Origin of the sequence: Cellvibrio fibrivorans (assembly GCF_031457055.1) — a bacterium.
GTDB classification, from domain to species: domain Bacteria; phylum Pseudomonadota; class Gammaproteobacteria; order Pseudomonadales; family Cellvibrionaceae; genus Cellvibrio; species Cellvibrio fibrivorans.
Genome location: NZ_JAVDVX010000004.1, coordinates 306,873 through 323,735, shown reverse-complemented (window position 1 = coordinate 323,735; position 16,863 = coordinate 306,873). Strand labels below are relative to the sequence as shown.

Genomic DNA, 16,863 nt, shown 5'->3' with positions numbered 1-16,863 from the left:
CTCTCTGAGACCGTCTGAGACATGGATGTCGAAGATGAGCCTACATGGATGTATTCACGGCGAGTCTCAGAGAGAATGCCGGAAGCCCTGACGCTCAGGTGATTTGCTTTCTTAAGGTTTTACACATGTCGCTCGATCAACGCGTCTTCGCATGGCGCGGTCACTATCCTAATCCCCGCGCAGGCTCTGGCAGCCTTGCAGGCTTGCGGCTGGGAGTTAAGGATTTGTTCCATATCGCCGGATTACCCACAGCCGCAGGAAATCCTGACTGGCTGGCCAGTCACGCAATACCGGAACACACATCGCCGGTAGTAACGCAATTGCTCAGCGCCGGTGCTGAACTGATCGGCAAAACCCAAACCGATGAACTCGCCTACAGTCTTAATGGATTGAATATCCACTACGGCGCGCCGATTAATCCGCGTAGCCCCGAGCGTTTGCCCGGTGGTTCATCAAGTGGTTCCGCCGTTGCGGTTGCGGCGGGCGATATCGATATAGGTTTAGGTACCGATACCGGCGGCTCCATCCGTGTGCCCGCCAGCTACAACGGTTTGTTCGGGATTCGCACCAGTCACGGCTTGATTAGTAGCGAACACATGGTGCCGCTCGCACCGCTGTTCGATACCGTCGGCTGGCTCACGCGCGATGCCAGGACACTCGCGCAAGTCGGCGAGGTATTGCTGCCCGATAATCTGCCGCGCCAGTTTGAACGCAGCTCATTGCGCATCGCCGTATTGTTGCCATTACAAAACGGTGCGCTTTGGACCCCCTCTCATCAAACCTGGCTTAAAGGTCAGTCAATACTGCAAGGCTTTAAACCAATAGTGATTAATAGCGACTGGCTTATCCGTGCCAGCCAATGCTTCCGTATGCTACAAGGCCGGGCGATTTGGCAAACCCATGGTGAGTGGATCAGTCAAAACCAGCCGACATTTGCACCGGATATCCACGCCCGTTTCCAATGGTGCGCGACGCTCACAGACGCCGATCAAATTGCCGCTGAAAAAGAGCGTGCAAGTTTGCGGGCCGATATCGACAACTGGTTTACCGATGTCGATTTAATCCTGCTGCCTACCACACCGGGCGCAGCACCTTTGTTGGGTGCTGATGCCAGTTGGATGGATACTTATCGCAGCCAGTTAATGGGGCTGACTGCACCTGCGGGGCTAGCGGGATTACCGCAAGTGCATCTACCGGTGCTGAATGATCAAGGAGCACCTTGTGGTGTCTCGCTGCTCGGCAAACGCGGCAGTGATAAAGCACTACTGCAACTGGCAATCGATTTATGTGGTACTCACTCATGACGCAACATGCCATCGCCTTCAGTGCTCCGCACGCCCAAGCCGCTGAAATCGGGCTGGATGTGTTGCGTGAAGGTGGCAGTGCGGTAGATGCAATGATCGCCGCTGCTGCTGCGATTACGGTGCTCTATCCGCATATGAATAGTCTGGCGGGCGATGGTTTCTGGTTGATCCATAAACCCGGTGAAGCGCCGCGTGCGATAGATGCCTGCGGCTGCGCGGCAGAATTGGCGTGTATCGATTGGTATGTCGACAAAGGCTTGCAGCAAATCCCCAGTCGTGGCGCACTCGCGACTGTCACTATGGGCGGCACGCTCGCCGGTTGGCAAAAGGCGCGCGCTATAGCCGCCGAATCATCTGCCCAATTTTCTTTAAGCCGTTTGTTAGCGCCCGCGATTGCGCTTGCTAGCCAAGGCATTAAAGTCACTCACAGCCTTGCAGCAGCGAGCCGCAAAGTGCAGGTGGAGTTGGCCGAGCAGGCGGAATACCAGCGCGTATTTATGCCCAATGGCCGCCCGCTGATCGAAGGCGAAATGCTCACCAATCACGATTTGGCGACCACGCTCACCTGGTTGGTGAATCACGGATTGGAATCGGCTTACAGCGGCGAATTTGCAGAATACATCGCCACACAAATTGAACAACTCGGCAGTCCGTTGCGGCTATCGGATTTGCAAAATTACCGTGCACAAGAGGTAAAACCGCTCTCGGTGCAAACCCGTTTTGGCCAATGTTTTAACTTGCCTGCGCCGACGCAAGGCGTTGCCTCGCTACTGATTTTGGCGATTTATGATCGTCTGTTTAAACCCGAATGGGATGAGGCCGCGCGCGCTCACGGTTTGATTGAAGCTACCAAGCTCGCGTTTATTGTGCGCGACCGCGAAGTTGCCGACCCTCGCAGGTTGAGCGAGCGCTGGGATGATTTGTTGAATGATGAACATATCGACCAACTCGCCGCCGTCATCAACGAGCGAGCCTTGCCCTGGCCGCAAATCGCTGAACCGGGCGATACCGTGTGGATGGGCTGCGTGGATAACACTGGCACTATGGTCAGTTTTATCCAAAGTATTTATTGGGAATTTGGTTCGGGCGTAGTGATCCCTGGCACCGGATTGGTGTGGAATAATCGCGGCGTGGGTTTTAGTTTGGAGCGCAATCATCGCAATGCGCTAGCGCCCGGCTATAAACCTTTTCACACCCTCAACCCCGCCTTTGCACTCTTGAATGATGGCCGCCGTATCAGTTACGGCACCATGGGCGGTGAAGGCCAACCGCAAACACAAGCAGCATTATTGAGCCGCTATCTGTACGATGCGCGCTCGCTCGATGAGGCGATCAGTCGCGGCCGCTGGCTGCTCGGTCGCACCTGGGGCGATAACAATCACGATTTAAAAATGGAGCAGGATTTGGTTGATCTACTTGGAAATAATTTGCGCGCGCGCGATCACGCAATTAAAGCGGTTCCAGCACGCAGCGAAATCATGGGCCATGCCGGAGCAGTTGTGAGTTTTGGCGATGGCAGTGCCATTGCCGCGAGCGATCCGCGCAGCGACGGAGCAGGCATCGCATCCGTAATGACGGAGCGCGCGTAATGAGTGATTTTTTAAGCCAGTGGTTGCCTACCATGATCGCGATGGTGCTGACCGGCGCCTTCGCAGGAATCCTTGCCGGTTTGCTCGGCGTGGGCGGCGGCATTGTAATCGTGCCGGTATTATTTTTTGTGCTGCAACATTTTGGTATCAGCGCAGCGACGGCGATGTTAGTCGCCACCGCGACGTCTTTGTTGGTCATTGTGCCCACCAGCATTTCTTCTGTGCGCGCACATCACAAACGCGGCAATGTCGATTGGGCACTGCTCAAACGCTGGTGGCCTTTTATGGTGGTGGGCGTAATTGCAGGCAGTGCTTTAGCGTTGAAAGTAAAAGGCGAAGTGACCAGCGCCGTGTTTGGTGTAGTCGCATTACTCGTTGCCGCCAATATGTTATTCCGCGCAAAAGCCGCGCCCATAGCGCAACAATTACCGGGCATGGCGGGGCAGGGGCTAATGGCGGGCACCATCGGATTTTTTTCAGTGATGATGGGCGTTGGTGGTGGCACTATCGGCGTACCTTTACTCAACGCATGCAATTATCCGCCGCATCGCGCAGTGGGCACCGCATCCTGTTTTGGTTTATTAATTTCCATTCCCGGCGCGGCCGCGATGTTGCTAGCCGAGACTCCTGCAGATGCACCACAAGGCATGATCGGCATGGTGAATTTGCCCGGATTTTTATTGATTGTGCCGCTCACCGTGTTGCTTGCACCTGTGGGTGCCTGGATAGGATCTAAACTTGAACCAGTGATGCTGAAACGCGTGTTCGCGATTTTTTTATGTATCAGCGGTGGGCGTATGTTGATGCAGGTATTTGCGTAGCAATAAAAATTCTGCATGAGTTATGCGTGTTTTGTTTGCCGTTATTAGTAGTTGTTAGGAGCCGTTAAATGACAGATCAGTACAGCGTCAATCCAGCGCTATTGCGCCCCTTCTCACCACCGCCGCGTTTATTAATGGGGCCGGGGCCGATTACGGTTGATCCGCGCGTATTGCGCGCAATGTCTGCACAACTTGTCGGCCAATATGATCCGGCCATGACGCAGTGCATGAATGAAACCATGGCCTTGTATCGTGGCGTATTCAAAACCAAAAACCAATGGACGTTATTGGTCGATGGCACTTCGCGCGCGGGTATCGAAGCCGTATTAATATCGCTGATCGAACCGGGCGATAAAATTTTAGTTCCGGTATTTGGTCGCTTTGGTCATCTGCTGTGTGAAATCGCTGAACGTTGCGGCGCCGAGGTACACAAAATTCACAAAGAGTGGGGCGAAGTATTTACGCCTGACGAAATCGAAACCGCGATTAAACAAGTGCAGCCCAAAGTGCTCGCGATAGTGCAGGGCGATACTTCTACCACTATGCTGCAACCGCTCGATCACCTCGGTGAAATTTGCGCGCGCCACGGCGTTTTATTTTATTCCGACGGAACCGCCTCCATCGGTGGCAATCCGTTTGAAACTGACAAATGGCAATTGGATGCCGTCTCTGTTGGTTTGCAAAAATGTTTATGCGGCCCTTCAGGGAGTGCGCCAATTACACTTAGCGAAAAAGCGGTTGCTACTATTCGCAAGCGCCGCCATATCGAAGCCGGCATTCGCACCGACAATCATATCGCCGGTAGCGGCCGTCGCATTGCCTCCAATTATTTTGATTTAGGCATGATCATGGATTACTGGGGCGAAGAGCGCCTTAACCACCACACCGAAGCCACTACCATGCTCTACGGCGCCCGTGAATGTGCGCGTATTTTATTGGAAGAGGGTGTTGAAAACGCCATAGAGCGCCATCGCATTCATGGCAAAGCAATGGCACAGGGTTTGGCGGCGATGAATCTGAAATTATTCGGCGATCAATCCAACAAAATGCACAACGTCGTCGGTGTATATATTCCTGAGGGTGTTGCCGGTGAAGCAGTGCGCAGCAGTATGCTCAACGATTTTGGAATTGAAATCGGCACCTCTTTTGGTCCTTTGCACGGCAAAATTTGGCGCATCGGCACTATGGGCTACAACGCACGCAAAGATGCAGTCTTGCAAACACTCACTGCATTAGAAGCGGTATTGCGCCGCGCCGGACATTCGCAAACGGCGAACGCGGGTGTAGATACGGCGATGACCATCTACACTCAAGAAGGTTATTAATATTCATGAAGGTAAAGGAGCAGCGCTTATGATCCCTTCTGTAATTCCCGCCGATTTTTCCGGCGTGCCGAAATTAACTGAACTCGCCTCGCGCGAATTTCTAGCGGGTTTACCCAAAGCGGAATTGCATATGCATCTCGATGGCGCCTTATCGCCCGCGATGATGTTTGCCCTCGGTCAGCGCAATCAGGTAAGTCTGCCCTACAGCAGCGTGGAAGAAATAGAAGCCGCGTATCAATTTACCAACCTGCAAAGTTTTTTGGACTTGTTGTACCAAGGCGCATCGGTACTAAAGCGCGAGCAGGATTTTTACGACCTTACGCGCGATTATTTTCTTAAATGCAAAGCCGATAATGTGTTACACACCGAATTATCCTTTGATCCGCAGAGCCACACCGAACGCGGCATTCCTTTCGCAACAGTCATCAATGGCATTTTGCGTGCGATGGACGATGCGAAAAAAGATTGGGGTATCAGCTCAAAGTTAGTGATGGATTTCCTGCGCCACTTGAGCGCCGATAGCGCGATGAAAACGCTGGAAGAATCTTTACCTTGGAAAGATAAAATTATCGCCGTAGGTTTGGACAGCTCTGAACTCGGCCATCCTCCGAGCAAATTCACTGAAGTCTTCGCCCGCGCCCGCGCTGAAGGCTATCGCATAGTCGCCCATGCCGGTGAGGAAGGCCCGCCGAGTTACATTTGGGAAGCGATTGATTTATTAAAAGTCGAACGCATCGACCACGGTGTTCGCTCCGATGAAGATCCCAAACTAATGGAGTATCTGCGCGAAACCCAAATTCCACTCACGGTATGCCCTCTGTCCAACGTGCGCCTATGTGTGTTCGACAAAATGGCCGATCACAATTTATTTGCGTTAATGGATGCGGGTTTGCGGGTAATGATCAACTCAGATGACCCTACGTATTTTGGTGGTTATCTCAATGACAATTATTTTGCATTGGCCGATGCGTTTCCGTTAACGCGCGAACAGGCATTGTTATTGGCGCACAATAGTTTTACATCAAGTTTTATTAGTGACGCTGAAAAGCAAGAATTTATCGATCAGCTAAAAAATTATGCCAAAAACTTTCACTAAGGAATCTCTGAAAAAAATACATTCGTCATACCCGCGAAGGCGGGTATCCAGTTTTAGAGTAAGACCTATGGATACCCGCGTTCGCGGGTATGACGAAAAAATATTTACCGGCGAGTCTCAGAGTACATAACGCCAGCCGCAGCGCCACCCATTCAGGCCGAGAGAAAAAACTTGAACGCAATCACCACCGAAGCACTAGCAAAAAAAGTTATGGATTGGTGCGATCAACTCGCCGCCATCAGCTCGAATCCTGAAAACATCAGCCGCTTTTACTTAACACCCGAACATAAACGCTGCAACACATTAGTCGCCCAATGGATGCGAGAAGCGGGAATGGAAACCTGGGTGGATGCAGCGGGCAATCTCTGCGGTCGTTACGGAGCCCAAGAAGCCTGCGCCAAAACATTAATACTCGCCTCGCATCTTGATTCCATCCCCAATGCCGGCGCTTACGACGGCATTCTCGGCGTACTAATTGCGATTGCCGTAGTTGAACAACTTTATCAAAACAATATTACATTGCCCTACGCGATAGACATTATCGGCTTCGGCGATGAAGAAGGCACACGTTTTGGTAGCACACTCTTAGGCAGCCGCGCCGTCGCCGGAACCTGGAATCCCGCTTGGTGGAAATTAAAAGATCGCGCCGGAATCAGTTTGCAAAAAGCCTTTATCGATTTCGGTTTGCAGCCGGAAAATATTCACAGCGCTGCACGCAATCCCGACGATCTGCTTGCCTACCTTGAAGTCCATATCGAACAAGGCCCGGTATTAGAGGATGAAAATCTCGCACTCGGCATCGTCACCGCTATCGCCGGTGCGCGCCGCTTCGCTATCGAAATCCAAGGCTATGCCGGACACGCTGGCACAGTACCCATGCCCATGCGCAAAGACGCACTCGTCGGCGCCGCACTCGGTATTGTGCTCGTAGAAGATGTTGCCAAAGAATTCAATGTTGTCGCCACCGTCGGAAAAATTGAATGCGGCCCTGGTGCTGTTAATGTTATTCCCGGCCACGCAAAGTTCACTATCGATATTCGCTCAGGCGACGATCAACTGCGCGACCAGGCGCTCGCAAAAATTCAGCACGAATTGGATTTAATTTGTATCGAAAGAAATCTCACCGCTAGCTGGAATGAGATTCACAACGCGCCTGCCGTCGTCTGCGCTGATTGGATGCAATCACTGCAAGCATCAGTCTTGTGCGATATGAATTTAAATCCCTATAAGTTAATGAGCGGCGCCGGTCACGATGCCATGGCGATGGCCGATATTTGCGATGTCGCTATGTATTTTGTGCGCTGCAAAGGCGGTGTGAGTCACCATCCCGATGAGTTGGTGACGGTGGAAGATGTCGCCTTGGCAATTGAAGCGCTCGGTAATACCTTAAAAAAACTGGCTCAATAATTGTTGTTCGATGTAAAAACACACCATAAAAAATGTTGGATAACCGCTACAGGTAAACGCGATGGATAAACATTTTATTACCGCCAATGAACTCTTGCTCGATTCATTTAAACTGGGCGAGCAAATTTATCAGCGCGGCTTTCGCCCGCACTTTATTGTCGGCGTCTGGCGAGGCGGCTCACCAGTGGGTATTGCTGTTCAGGAATATCTGGAATACATGGGAATTTCCACTGATCATATTGCGATCCGCACCTCGTCCTACTACGGCATAGACAAGCAAAGCAAAGACATCCGCGTACACGGTCTGGATTACATTATTAAAAATGTCGACGCCGATCAGGAGCTGTTGATTGTCGATGACGTGTTTGATTCTGGCCGCTCTATTCAAGCGATTATTGACGAGATCAAACGTAAATCGCGCCGCAACACTCCCAATGTCATTAAGGTTGCATGCCCTTGGTATAAACCAACACGCAACGTCACTGATTTAAAACCGGATTTTTACGTGCACGCCACTGACCGCTGGTTGGTGTTTCCGCATGAATTGTGTGGGTTGACACCACAGGAAATTTTGCAGGGTAAAGGCAGTGAAATTGCCGATACGCTGGCGCGGGCTAGCGATGCGAGTAAATTTACTGAGTAGTTATTTTATTTCGATGTTGGACCTTGCCCAGTGCTTCGATGATGAAGCACTGGTTCGCAAAAAATCTATCTATTCAAAATTTCTCTAAACTCTTTAAAAATTCTCTCGGGATTGGTTTTCCTACACACTGTTATTTCCGGATAGCTTTCATCCTTCACTAAAGTCCCCGCTGTTTTTGCATCCAAATGCGATCGTGCTTTTCCATCCCAGCGTTTGTTGGGCATGCTGTTGTCGGTGGTTTGTTGCCAGGGAGTCGATGTGATTTGATAATCCACCCGCAGTGATTGCCTATCACCCTCGCATAACTCCGGTTCAGCGGCGATCATCACCGCCAAAGTATCCCAAAAATAATATTCATTGCTCGCGATAAACCAATCATTTTTATCCAGCACTTCATCCCAAAATTTGGCGGAATCGGTTTTCACTGCCTGTTTAAAATCGGCTGCGACTTTAGTGGTGACGCGTACAGAATTGGTGATATCCAAGCCGACTAACACAATCGGTAAACCTGCCGCAAATACTTTGTCAGCTGCTAGTGGATCAACAAAAATATTCCATTCAGCTGTTGTATTTGGATGCCCCTTGGTAAATAACGGCACAATAATATTGCCCGGTGCATCGACCGTGCCGCCCATAATTACGAGCTGATCAATTTTGTTTTTGTCATTCGGGTAGCGCTCCAGCCATTGTGCAATATTGGTTAGCGGGCCAGTGGCGATCAGCGTGACGGGTTCGTTTGCGGTGGCGAGTGCTGTGTGAATAATATCGGCGGCGTGTTTATCGCTTGCAATGCGCGAACTGGTTTTGATCGGTACTCCCGAAAGTGTATCCGAATCCTTCCGCCAGGCTTCCGGAAAAACAAAATAGCCATCGAGTGGGTAAGCATCACCACAGGCAACGGGGATATCTTTTTTAATGTCGCCGGGCAAATCCAGCAGTGAATTGGTATTAGCGAGGCCGGGTTTGCAGCGCGATTCGCCGCTCGCTGAAATGGTCACAGCAATCACATCGGCTTTGGGGTGATGCAACAAATACAGCAGCGCCGCCCAGTCATCTATCGCCATATCATTATCGAAAATAACGGGTTTGGCTTGAGCAAAAATACTTGTGCTTAATAACAGGGTAAACAATAAAATTTTATTCATCATGATGTTCACGCGAGTTAGCCGGTGCACTCGTTATTAACAAGTGCAGCGGAAAAATTATTTTGCGGGAGTTGTTGATGGAATAGACGTTTGGTATTTATCCCAACCGCTCAGCAATTCCTGCACCACGCGATTACCTAAACCATAGGCTGCTTCAATCGCAGGCAAGCCATCGTCAGGGTAGGGCGCAGTTGTACTCCAAGCTGCAGTTTTTCCTGGCGGTGGAAAACTGTAATTGCTCACGGTGCGCAACACCAATACGCGCTTGGTATCTACCAATTTTGCTTTGGCTAAACGGTGCAGCGCGGTGAGGCTGCCGTTATCTTCCATATTGGTCGTCATGAAATTACTTTTTTTACCCGCATGCAAATGCATCCAATCATTCGCCCAGGTATTTAATAATTCACCGTGCCAATAGGTGCTGGAGCCGAGGGTGTCGCCGATGGTGACAAAGGGCTCGTGCAGCGCTTGCGGAAAACCTTTGTATTGCGCGCGAAACGATTTCATTGCGGGTGTATCGGCAACGGGAAAATCTTTGGTGAGTTGATAAGCCCAATCAACGAGGGTTGGGTTCAGGTTGTACACAATGGTATCGACAGTCCAGCCTGTTGCTTCCTGATTCGGTTCTTTGGCGCCGAGTGGAATCAAACCGTATTTCCATTCTTTGGGAATTTCACGGCCATCAATTTCATAAAGCAAATCGCCATCGACAACACGTTTGGCCCAGACACCGGTGCCGAGTGAAACGTCGAGTGGATCGCCACCGCCAATGCCCGCAATTACCCAATAGGCTTTGGATAAATCAAAACGAGGGTCCATGCCCAGCGCCATAATTGATGAAGTTGCATTGGTAACGCCTCCGCCGGTGCAAATGGCGAGCACGCCTGCATCATTCATGTGCAAGTCGTAAGCGCCGAGTGGAAAAGCGAATTTTTTATCGAGCTTTTGGCGTTCAATCCAGAGTTGGTATTCACCGGCTTTATCACCAGTGACTTCACCGTTTTCAAACATGCTTACCACTACCACTTTCACCGGAATAGCAGCGCTGGCGCTGAGTGCCAGCAGTAAGCTGGCGAATATTGCAAAAGCACTGCGAACGAAATTCAACATAGCTACCTCAATTAATTGCATTCAATGTTCATCACTGCATCTTTGAATCGATTAGCGATAAAGTGCAGATGCTTTTGCTATGCAAATAATTGACCATTTGGACAGTAAACTGCGCAAAGTTATGTTTAGTGATGGTTGCCTATTTGTAACCGCCTTGCAGATAGCGATGAAACGCAAGATTGACCCAAATTGCCTCAGGCGAAACTGACCAGGTAGGATTTAATTGTTGAATCGCTTTTACCAATGCGGGCGCTTGATTGGGCAACGCCAGAAGAAGTGCAGTTTCTTTGCCATTACTCACGGCAATTTGTGTTGCGCTGGCAAAACCCTCAGCGGCATTTTTGCTGCGATAAAATGGTTGCCACCAGGCACTGCGAATTAAACCGGTTTGATTAGCTGTATCTTTTTTAGCGTAGCGATCAATCGTGGCGACAAATTTTGTTTTATCGGCCGCCGTAGGAAATTCAAAATGCAGATCGTATTCGCTCGCTTCAACCAAGCGGCGACCATTGCCCAAGTCAATCAGCGATTGGCTCAGTGTGCCCCAATCATCGCGATATAAAAATGCTGAGGTTTTGCGCGAGAAACCCACGCGCGCTTGCAGGCCTTCACTCGCAAGGAGTGCAAGCAGTTGTTGCGCGTGATCAATATCGCTATGGCCATAAATAATATGCCGATCCGCCTCAAACAGCGGCCAAGATGTGGTGACCAGGTTGTAGCCGGTTGCAATGCCCTGACCGATTAACTGCCGCAACTCCAACGCAAATGCTGAAGGCTTGACTGCACTTTGTGTTTTCCATTGGGTTTCGATGCGCTGATAAAGTGAGCTCTCATTAAGTTGTCCGAGATAGGCGGTATCTGGCTGATTGTAATTGGCGATAAATTCAGCAAGTGTTTTTGAGTTGGCGATTGAGCCAATTATCGGCGCGCCTATAAGTTGCAATGTCGCTGCAGCTTTTAATTCCGGGAGGGATAATTTTTCTTCATCGGGCAGGGTGCTGATAGCGAGGGCTTTGTCGCGGCTAAAAGTCGCTGCCAACTCGCTATAGCCGAGTTGTGCTACGGCATCTTGATAGTTTGTTGCATAGGTTGTGGTGGCGAGCGATACGCAGGCAATAGCTAACGCGATACGAATTAGTTTGGTGTTGAGGATTTGATTGGGCATGGGGGAATCCTGCGGCTGAAAAAAAAGCCCGCAAAGCGGGCAAAACTACTACGGAGGAGAACTACAGAACACAACAACAAGAACAACAACTACAAGAACAACGAAAAAACGGGGGAATGAAAATTTACAAAAATTTCACTAAGTGGAGCGAAAATTTTGCCGCTTCGCGCGCAGCAATCGGGCCGAGGCGCAGATAGTCATCGTTGGGCGCTTCTTGTGCAACGTTGCTGCCTGAGCGAACAATCAAATAAGGAACACCCAGTGCTTCGCACACATGGCCGAGTGGCGCAGATTCCATTTCCATAATGTCAGTTTTGAATTTATTGCGCAGCGAATCAATCCGCACTTGTGGCACGCCAAATAAATCCGATGATGAAACTACGCCGTAGCGCACAGAATTTTTGTAGGTGCTGCCGTTGGCAGTAATGGTTTGTGGCTCATAAGTTTCCATTGCCTTTTGCGCAATCACTAAAAGCGACGCTGTAGGTTTGAACTCATTTTCCACTTCCTTGCCATCGTCCGGGCTATTCATAGGACGATACACCATATCGTTTTTGGTCAGGCTGCCGTAATCGTGCTCGTAGGTATGAGTGGCGACAATCACATCGCCCGTACGTAATTGCTGATTGATACGTGCGCCCGTTCCTGTCATCAACACCAGCCGAGGTTTAAATTCTTTGATAAATAACGTAGTGGTCATGCCAGTAAAGGTTTTGCCTATACCGGTAATGGCGATAATTACCGGTTTGCCGTGAAGTTTTCCTTGCCAATAGGGAATACCCCAAAGAGATTTTTTCTCGGGGTTTTCCAATGCTTCGGTCAATACCGGAATTTCTTGTGGTACAGCGCCGAGAATAACAATGGTATCGGTAGCTTCATAATATTTGGGTGTGTCATTCGCATAACTGATAGTCGCTACAGCGACCGAGAGCGTGATAGATACCAATAGCCGCAAAAAAATAGTCATCATGTTTCTCTTGCATAAAACATTATTGAATGGACGCATTCTGTATATAAGCGCCCAGCTTTTGTAGGTAAGTCATTTTTTCCTCATCCGGTAACCAGGCTACGCGGAATGCGTTGCCAACCAAAATGGCAATCTCCTCGGCAGTAAAATTACCTTCGCGCTGAAGCTCGACTAAATTTTCATTGAGGTAGGCGCGGAAGTAAGCCGGGTCATCGGAATTAATGGTGGCGAGCATACCTTTCTCGAGCATGCGGCGAATTTCATTTGATGTGAGCGACTGGACTACAAAACGGTTGGATACCGGACACACAGTCAAGCCCAAGCCTTTGGTTTTAATCGCTTCGCAGAGCGCGTCACTTTCCAGCGAGTTAACACCGTGATCAATACGGTCTACCACAATTTCATCCAAACATTGGCCAATATGCAGTAAGGTATTTTGTTGGTTAACATCGCAGTGCATGGTGAGTTTCAAACCCATCTCCCGCGCTTTCTTAAATACTTCAGCGAATTTAGCCGGAGGGTTATTTTTTTCATCGGAATCCAGCCCTACACCCACTAACCATGCGAGATAAGGTTCAGCCATTAATAAATGTTCCAAGGCCGACTCAGCGCTCATATCGCGCAGGAAACACATAATCAATTGGCCCTTGATGCCGAGTTTTGCCTCAGCATCTTCCTGTGCGGCGCGAATGCCGTGCATGATCACACCAAATTCCACACCGCGACTTGTATGCGCCTGAGGATCAAAAAATAATTCGGCGTAAAGTGTATTTTGGCTATAGGCCTTGCTCAGGTAATTCCAGGTCAGCTGATAAAAATCCGCTTCATCGCGCAACACTTTCATCGCACCGTAATAAATTGTCAGGAACGATGGCAGATCATAAAAATCGTAAGCGGCAATTAATTCTTCCGGTGTCTCATAACCCAGCTCGATATTGTTTTTGCGTGCAAGGGCAAAACTGAGTTCCGGCTCAAGGGTGCCTTCCAGATGCACATGTAATTCGGCTTTCGGCATATTCTCGATAAACGCTTGCATACGCAGCTCCGCAGCAAAAGGCTGATTAATTCATCACTGCTGGCTCTACAGCAAATTCCGTTCCCGATTTATCAGATTTGGAAAATTAGCTGACCATATGGGCAGGAAATTAAAATCCTGACCGAATTAAGGGTAAGTGGTGCACTGAATTGTTTCGCGCACGGCCTATTTTGCGCGAATAGCGGTCATTTCTCTTCTGCCAGCGTGGGCTTGCGAATCCGTAAGCCGAAAGTTTGTTGGCTATCTAATTGCCTTGTGGATAATTCTGAGCAGGTATACCCATCTAACGGTGTATGTTGTTACGTACAGGTAATTAATCGTTGTCTCAATACTTCCTTGCTGTGTGTTTTATGCTCAAATATATTCCAGTGCCTTGCGTCATTGTTGATGTCGAAACCACCGGCGGTAACGTTACCTATGACCGCATTACCGAAATCGGTATTGTGGAGGTCAGCGAAAACGGCATCACTGAATGGTCAACATTTATCAATCCGCGCGTTCCGATCCCCAAGGGAATTCAGCAGATCACTGGCATCACTAATGAGATGGTCGCCCTTGCTCCCTATTTTGAGCAGGTGGCAAAAGAGATTTTGTTACGCCTGCAAGGCAAACTATTTATCGCCCATAATGCGCGGTTTGATTACGGTTTTATTCGCAATGAATTTGCACGGCTGGCATACAGTTTTAAAGCAAAGCTGATGTGTACGCTCAGGTTATCGCGCCATTTGTATGCGGGTCACTCTGGGCACAGTTTGGAAAAAATAATTGCAAGGCACCAAATTGCTGTAACACATCGCCATCGCTCATTGGATGATGCAAAAACAACTTACCGTTTTCTGACAATAGCTGAAGAAGAAAAAGGCGAAGAGTTGATCCGTGCAGCCGTCAAACATCAATACCGCAAAGAAAGTATACCCGCCGGTTTTGATGCCTCTATTATTGATGGTCTACCTAACTCGCCCGGTGTGTATTATTTTTGGGGTGAAAACAAAGAGCTTCTCTATGTTGGAAAAAGTATCAATATTCGCAAGCGAGTACTTTCCCATTTCACTGCGGATCATAAATCCTCGAGGGAAATGAAAATATGTCAGCAAGCCCGCAATATCACATTCGACAAAACCTCGGGTGAGCTGTCTGCACTGATTCTCGAATCAAAAAAAGTGAAGGAACTGCAACCGTTATACAACCGCAGGCTGCGTCGGGTTAGTAATTTTTACAGTATTGGTTTGGAAGAAACTAAAGATGGATTGTTAACGCCAAAAATATTTTCCGTGTCTGAAATGCCCCGCAGCACAAAAAAACTCTATGGTTTGTTCCCGTCAGTTAAAAAAGCGAAAGAGGCGATTCAATCCATTAGCGACGAACATAGCCTGTGCTATCAAGTATGCGGATTAGAAAAACCTACCAACCGTGCGTGCACAAGTCATCAGTTAAAAAAATGCAACGGCTACTGCGTAGGTAAGCAACCTGCATTGGTTCACAATGTAAACCTGCTCCAAGGTTTTTCTGCTTTATCACTAAAGACGTGGCCTTATGAAGGGCCGGTTGCGCTAGTGGAAAAGACCCAAGAGGGAGAGAGTGAACATCACCTAATTGTCGATAACTGGTGCATTCTGGGGGTTGCAGAATCAGCGGCGGATTATGAGAATATACTGAAGGGCAACCCGGTACCGCAGATCGATAAAGATATTTATCGATATCTTGTGGCTACCGTTTTTGCTAAAAGTTCGGCGGTGACGCTTGTTGTTTTATCTTTAGATCCTCATGCGTCATACGGTTGAACTGGTCTGTATTGTTAGGATACAAAAAAGTAGTTGTCCAATAATGTGTGGAATTTAATGTGAATTAGGAGGGGTGGTGATACCGCTGTGTAGAAACGATACGGGTAAATAAATTGTTGTCGCTTCAATGTTGATTTGTACCTGAATTTGACCTACTTTTGTTTCGAATTTTGATCTACCTGGATTAATAAAATATACAGTTACGATAGTGGCTTATGGCTATTATCTAGGGGCACTATTTAACGCAAAACTAGGTCAAATTCAGGTGCAAATCAACAAACTGCAGAAAAAGTGAGTTTTTTATTAAAGAATCCGGTGCAGAGGCAACGACTAGGTGAAATGGCGAGAGGGTTTACTGTGCGGCAGTATGATTTAAAAAACGATATGCTTGCCAAAGCAGGAGTTATGGGTGCGCGAGTTGATTGATTGAATTGGTTTTAATAGAGGTTTGAAATTTAACTAAATGTTTAATTGGAGGTTTTATGTCTAAAGTGGTTGTTGTTTTTATATTTTTGATTTTCTCTGCATTTACTTTTTCTGAGGTAGATTCAAAAGATTCTGCGACTCCAAAGAATAATGAATTGTCAGAATTCGAGGTTATGTTGGAGGGTATGAAAACATGCTCTGGGTTTGATCTCTATTATGATAAAAATTTGAAAAGATCTATCCATCCATTTTTTATAGGAAAAACCCCGTCATACATTGATGATGACTATGTCGTATATGATGTTGAAGAGTATTACTACGGAATGAAGGTAATAAAAATTACTATTCCAAATCATTTTCCTGTCGTTGATATTGAAATTGATGAAGACGTAGAGAGCGTAAAGATTAAAGTTGGCAACTTATTTGTTAATGGTTTTTATTCAGCTTACCCACCTGATGAAGATTTAGATAAGCCAGTAGTAGAAAAATCTAGATCAGATGAAAACAGAACAAACATTACCTGTGATTAAATTAATTATTAAAAGGAGTTGTCGAATGCCTGGTACATTCAATCCAGGACCTGCATTTACACGGAAAAGCCCATGGAATCCAAATAGGTTTCATCCAATTGATAAAGTTTATAAGCTGCATAGGGGTGATGATTGGTCTGCACCTACAGGTACGCCGATTCCCGCAGCTGCGACAGGTAAAGTGGTGAAAAATCAGGTGCTTGGCGGATATGGAAATTTAGCAATTTTAGAGCACTTAATTGATAGGCAATTAGTTCATACATGGTATGCGCACTTGAATGTACCCTCTCCTCTAGCTATTGGTGTTTCTGTTGAGGCGGGTGAGACGGTGGGAACTGTATGAAATATAGGGAAAAGCATTGGGCCGCATTTGCATTTTGAAGTGGCAATAGGGGGTAAAGCTGGCGCGCCTAATACGCATAACACGCATCCAACAGTTAACCGCAGCACAATTGTGGTTTTACCCACACCGCCTTTAGTACATATTATTCCGTAAATTTTAGACTTTGCTGGCATCT

The 16,863-nt window shown here is 48.2% G+C and carries 15 protein-coding genes; 10 read left to right on the top strand and 5 right to left on the bottom strand.

Annotation, left to right across the window (positions count from 1 at the left end):
• Positions 1–125: 125 nt before the first annotated feature.
• The 7 genes from J2X05_RS12715 to J2X05_RS12685 all read left to right on the top strand — a co-directional run bounded on the left by J2X05_RS12715 (position 126) and on the right by J2X05_RS12685 (position 8,185).
• Entirely contained in the window at positions 126–1,304 is a 1,179-nt protein-coding gene (locus J2X05_RS12715) for an amidase (RefSeq protein ID WP_310072991.1), read from the top strand.
• A complete protein-coding gene (locus tag J2X05_RS12710) occupies positions 1,286–2,893 on the top strand; it encodes a gamma-glutamyltransferase family protein (protein WP_310072990.1) in 1,608 nt (535 codons plus the stop codon). The genes J2X05_RS12715 and J2X05_RS12710 overlap by 19 nt, the downstream gene beginning before the upstream one ends.
• Positions 2,893–3,714, top strand: coding sequence for a sulfite exporter TauE/SafE family protein (locus J2X05_RS12705; protein WP_310072988.1), 822 nt, complete (start codon positions 2,893–2,895; stop codon positions 3,712–3,714). Before J2X05_RS12710 ends, J2X05_RS12705 begins: the two co-directional genes overlap by 1 nt.
• A gap of 68 nt (positions 3,715–3,782) precedes the next feature.
• Positions 3,783–5,039 (top strand): (S)-ureidoglycine--glyoxylate transaminase, encoded by a 1,257-nt coding sequence (gene pucG, locus J2X05_RS12700; RefSeq protein WP_310072986.1) that lies wholly within the window; start codon positions 3,783–3,785, stop codon positions 5,037–5,039.
• A gap of 28 nt (positions 5,040–5,067) precedes the next feature.
• Positions 5,068–6,135 (top strand): adenosine deaminase, encoded by a 1,068-nt coding sequence (locus tag J2X05_RS12695; RefSeq protein ID WP_310072984.1) that lies wholly within the window; start codon positions 5,068–5,070, stop codon positions 6,133–6,135.
• Between the two features lie 171 nt (positions 6,136–6,306).
• On the top strand, positions 6,307–7,542 hold the full coding sequence (locus J2X05_RS12690; RefSeq protein ID WP_310072981.1) for an allantoate amidohydrolase: 1,236 nt from the start codon (positions 6,307–6,309) through the stop codon (positions 7,540–7,542).
• 61 nt (positions 7,543–7,603) lie between these two features.
• Positions 7,604–8,185, top strand: coding sequence for a phosphoribosyltransferase (locus J2X05_RS12685; RefSeq protein WP_310072979.1), 582 nt, complete (start codon positions 7,604–7,606; stop codon positions 8,183–8,185).
• Between the two features lie 65 nt (positions 8,186–8,250).
• Here J2X05_RS12685 and J2X05_RS12680 read toward each other — a convergent pair whose 3' ends face one another.
• From J2X05_RS12680 to add, 5 genes are all read right to left on the bottom strand, one after another.
• Positions 8,251–9,333 carry a nucleoside hydrolase gene (locus J2X05_RS12680; protein WP_310072977.1) on the bottom strand — a complete coding sequence of 361 codons (1,083 nt, stop codon included), beginning with the start codon at positions 9,331–9,333 and terminating at the stop codon, positions 8,251–8,253.
• A gap of 54 nt (positions 9,334–9,387) precedes the next feature.
• Positions 9,388–10,440: a purine nucleoside permease gene (locus tag J2X05_RS12675; RefSeq protein WP_310072975.1), complete on the bottom strand. Its 1,053-nt coding sequence runs from the start codon at positions 10,438–10,440 to the stop codon at positions 9,388–9,390.
• A gap of 139 nt (positions 10,441–10,579) precedes the next feature.
• Complete coding sequence (locus J2X05_RS12670) at positions 10,580–11,605, bottom strand: hypothetical protein (protein WP_310072973.1); 1,026 nt, start codon at positions 11,603–11,605, stop codon at positions 10,580–10,582.
• Between the two features lie 124 nt (positions 11,606–11,729).
• Complete coding sequence (gene mtnN, locus J2X05_RS12665; protein WP_310072971.1) at positions 11,730–12,575, bottom strand: 5'-methylthioadenosine/S-adenosylhomocysteine nucleosidase; 846 nt, start codon at positions 12,573–12,575, stop codon at positions 11,730–11,732.
• A 19-nt stretch (positions 12,576–12,594) separates the two neighbouring features.
• A complete protein-coding gene (gene add / locus J2X05_RS12660) occupies positions 12,595–13,608 on the bottom strand; it encodes an adenosine deaminase (RefSeq protein WP_310072970.1) in 1,014 nt (337 codons plus the stop codon).
• 350 nt (positions 13,609–13,958) lie between these two features.
• Between add and J2X05_RS12655 the strand changes: the two genes are divergently transcribed.
• The 3 genes from J2X05_RS12655 to J2X05_RS12645 all read left to right on the top strand — a co-directional run bounded on the left by J2X05_RS12655 (position 13,959) and on the right by J2X05_RS12645 (position 16,688).
• Positions 13,959–15,389 carry an exonuclease domain-containing protein gene (locus J2X05_RS12655; RefSeq protein WP_310072968.1) on the top strand — a complete coding sequence of 477 codons (1,431 nt, stop codon included), beginning with the start codon at positions 13,959–13,961 and terminating at the stop codon, positions 15,387–15,389.
• Positions 15,390–15,871: 482 nt separating this feature from the next.
• Positions 15,872–16,345 carry a hypothetical protein gene (locus tag J2X05_RS12650; RefSeq protein ID WP_310072966.1) on the top strand — a complete coding sequence of 158 codons (474 nt, stop codon included), beginning with the start codon at positions 15,872–15,874 and terminating at the stop codon, positions 16,343–16,345.
• Positions 16,314–16,688: a M23 family metallopeptidase gene (locus tag J2X05_RS12645; protein WP_310072965.1), complete on the top strand. Its 375-nt coding sequence runs from the start codon at positions 16,314–16,316 to the stop codon at positions 16,686–16,688. Before J2X05_RS12650 ends, J2X05_RS12645 begins: the two co-directional genes overlap by 32 nt.
• Positions 16,689–16,863 lie beyond the last annotated feature (175 nt).

Coding starts and splice junctions, on each gene's coding strand:
- J2X05_RS12705 (WP_310072988.1), top strand. CDS start 2,893: ATGAGTGATTTTTTAAGCCAGTGGTTGCCTACCATGATCGCGATGGTG.
- J2X05_RS12655 (WP_310072968.1), top strand. CDS start 13,959: ATGCTCAAATATATTCCAGTGCCTTGCGTCATTGTTGATGTCGAAACC.
- J2X05_RS12670 (WP_310072973.1), bottom strand. CDS start 11,605: ATGCCCAATCAAATCCTCAACACCAAACTAATTCGTATCGCGTTAGCT.
- J2X05_RS12675 (WP_310072975.1), bottom strand. CDS start 10,440: ATGTTGAATTTCGTTCGCAGTGCTTTTGCAATATTCGCCAGCTTACTG.
- J2X05_RS12645 (WP_310072965.1), top strand. CDS start 16,314: ATGAAAACAGAACAAACATTACCTGTGATTAAATTAATTATTAAAAGG.
- J2X05_RS12680 (WP_310072977.1), bottom strand. CDS start 9,333: ATGATGAATAAAATTTTATTGTTTACCCTGTTATTAAGCACAAGTATT.
- J2X05_RS12695 (WP_310072984.1), top strand. CDS start 5,068: ATGATCCCTTCTGTAATTCCCGCCGATTTTTCCGGCGTGCCGAAATTA.
- J2X05_RS12715 (WP_310072991.1), top strand. CDS start 126: ATGTCGCTCGATCAACGCGTCTTCGCATGGCGCGGTCACTATCCTAAT.
- pucG (WP_310072986.1), top strand. CDS start 3,783: ATGACAGATCAGTACAGCGTCAATCCAGCGCTATTGCGCCCCTTCTCA.
- add (WP_310072970.1), bottom strand. CDS start 13,608: ATGCAAGCGTTTATCGAGAATATGCCGAAAGCCGAATTACATGTGCAT.
- J2X05_RS12685 (WP_310072979.1), top strand. CDS start 7,604: ATGGATAAACATTTTATTACCGCCAATGAACTCTTGCTCGATTCATTT.
- J2X05_RS12650 (WP_310072966.1), top strand. CDS start 15,872: ATGTCTAAAGTGGTTGTTGTTTTTATATTTTTGATTTTCTCTGCATTT.
- J2X05_RS12710 (WP_310072990.1), top strand. CDS start 1,286: ATGTGGTACTCACTCATGACGCAACATGCCATCGCCTTCAGTGCTCCG.
- mtnN (WP_310072971.1), bottom strand. CDS start 12,575: ATGATGACTATTTTTTTGCGGCTATTGGTATCTATCACGCTCTCGGTC.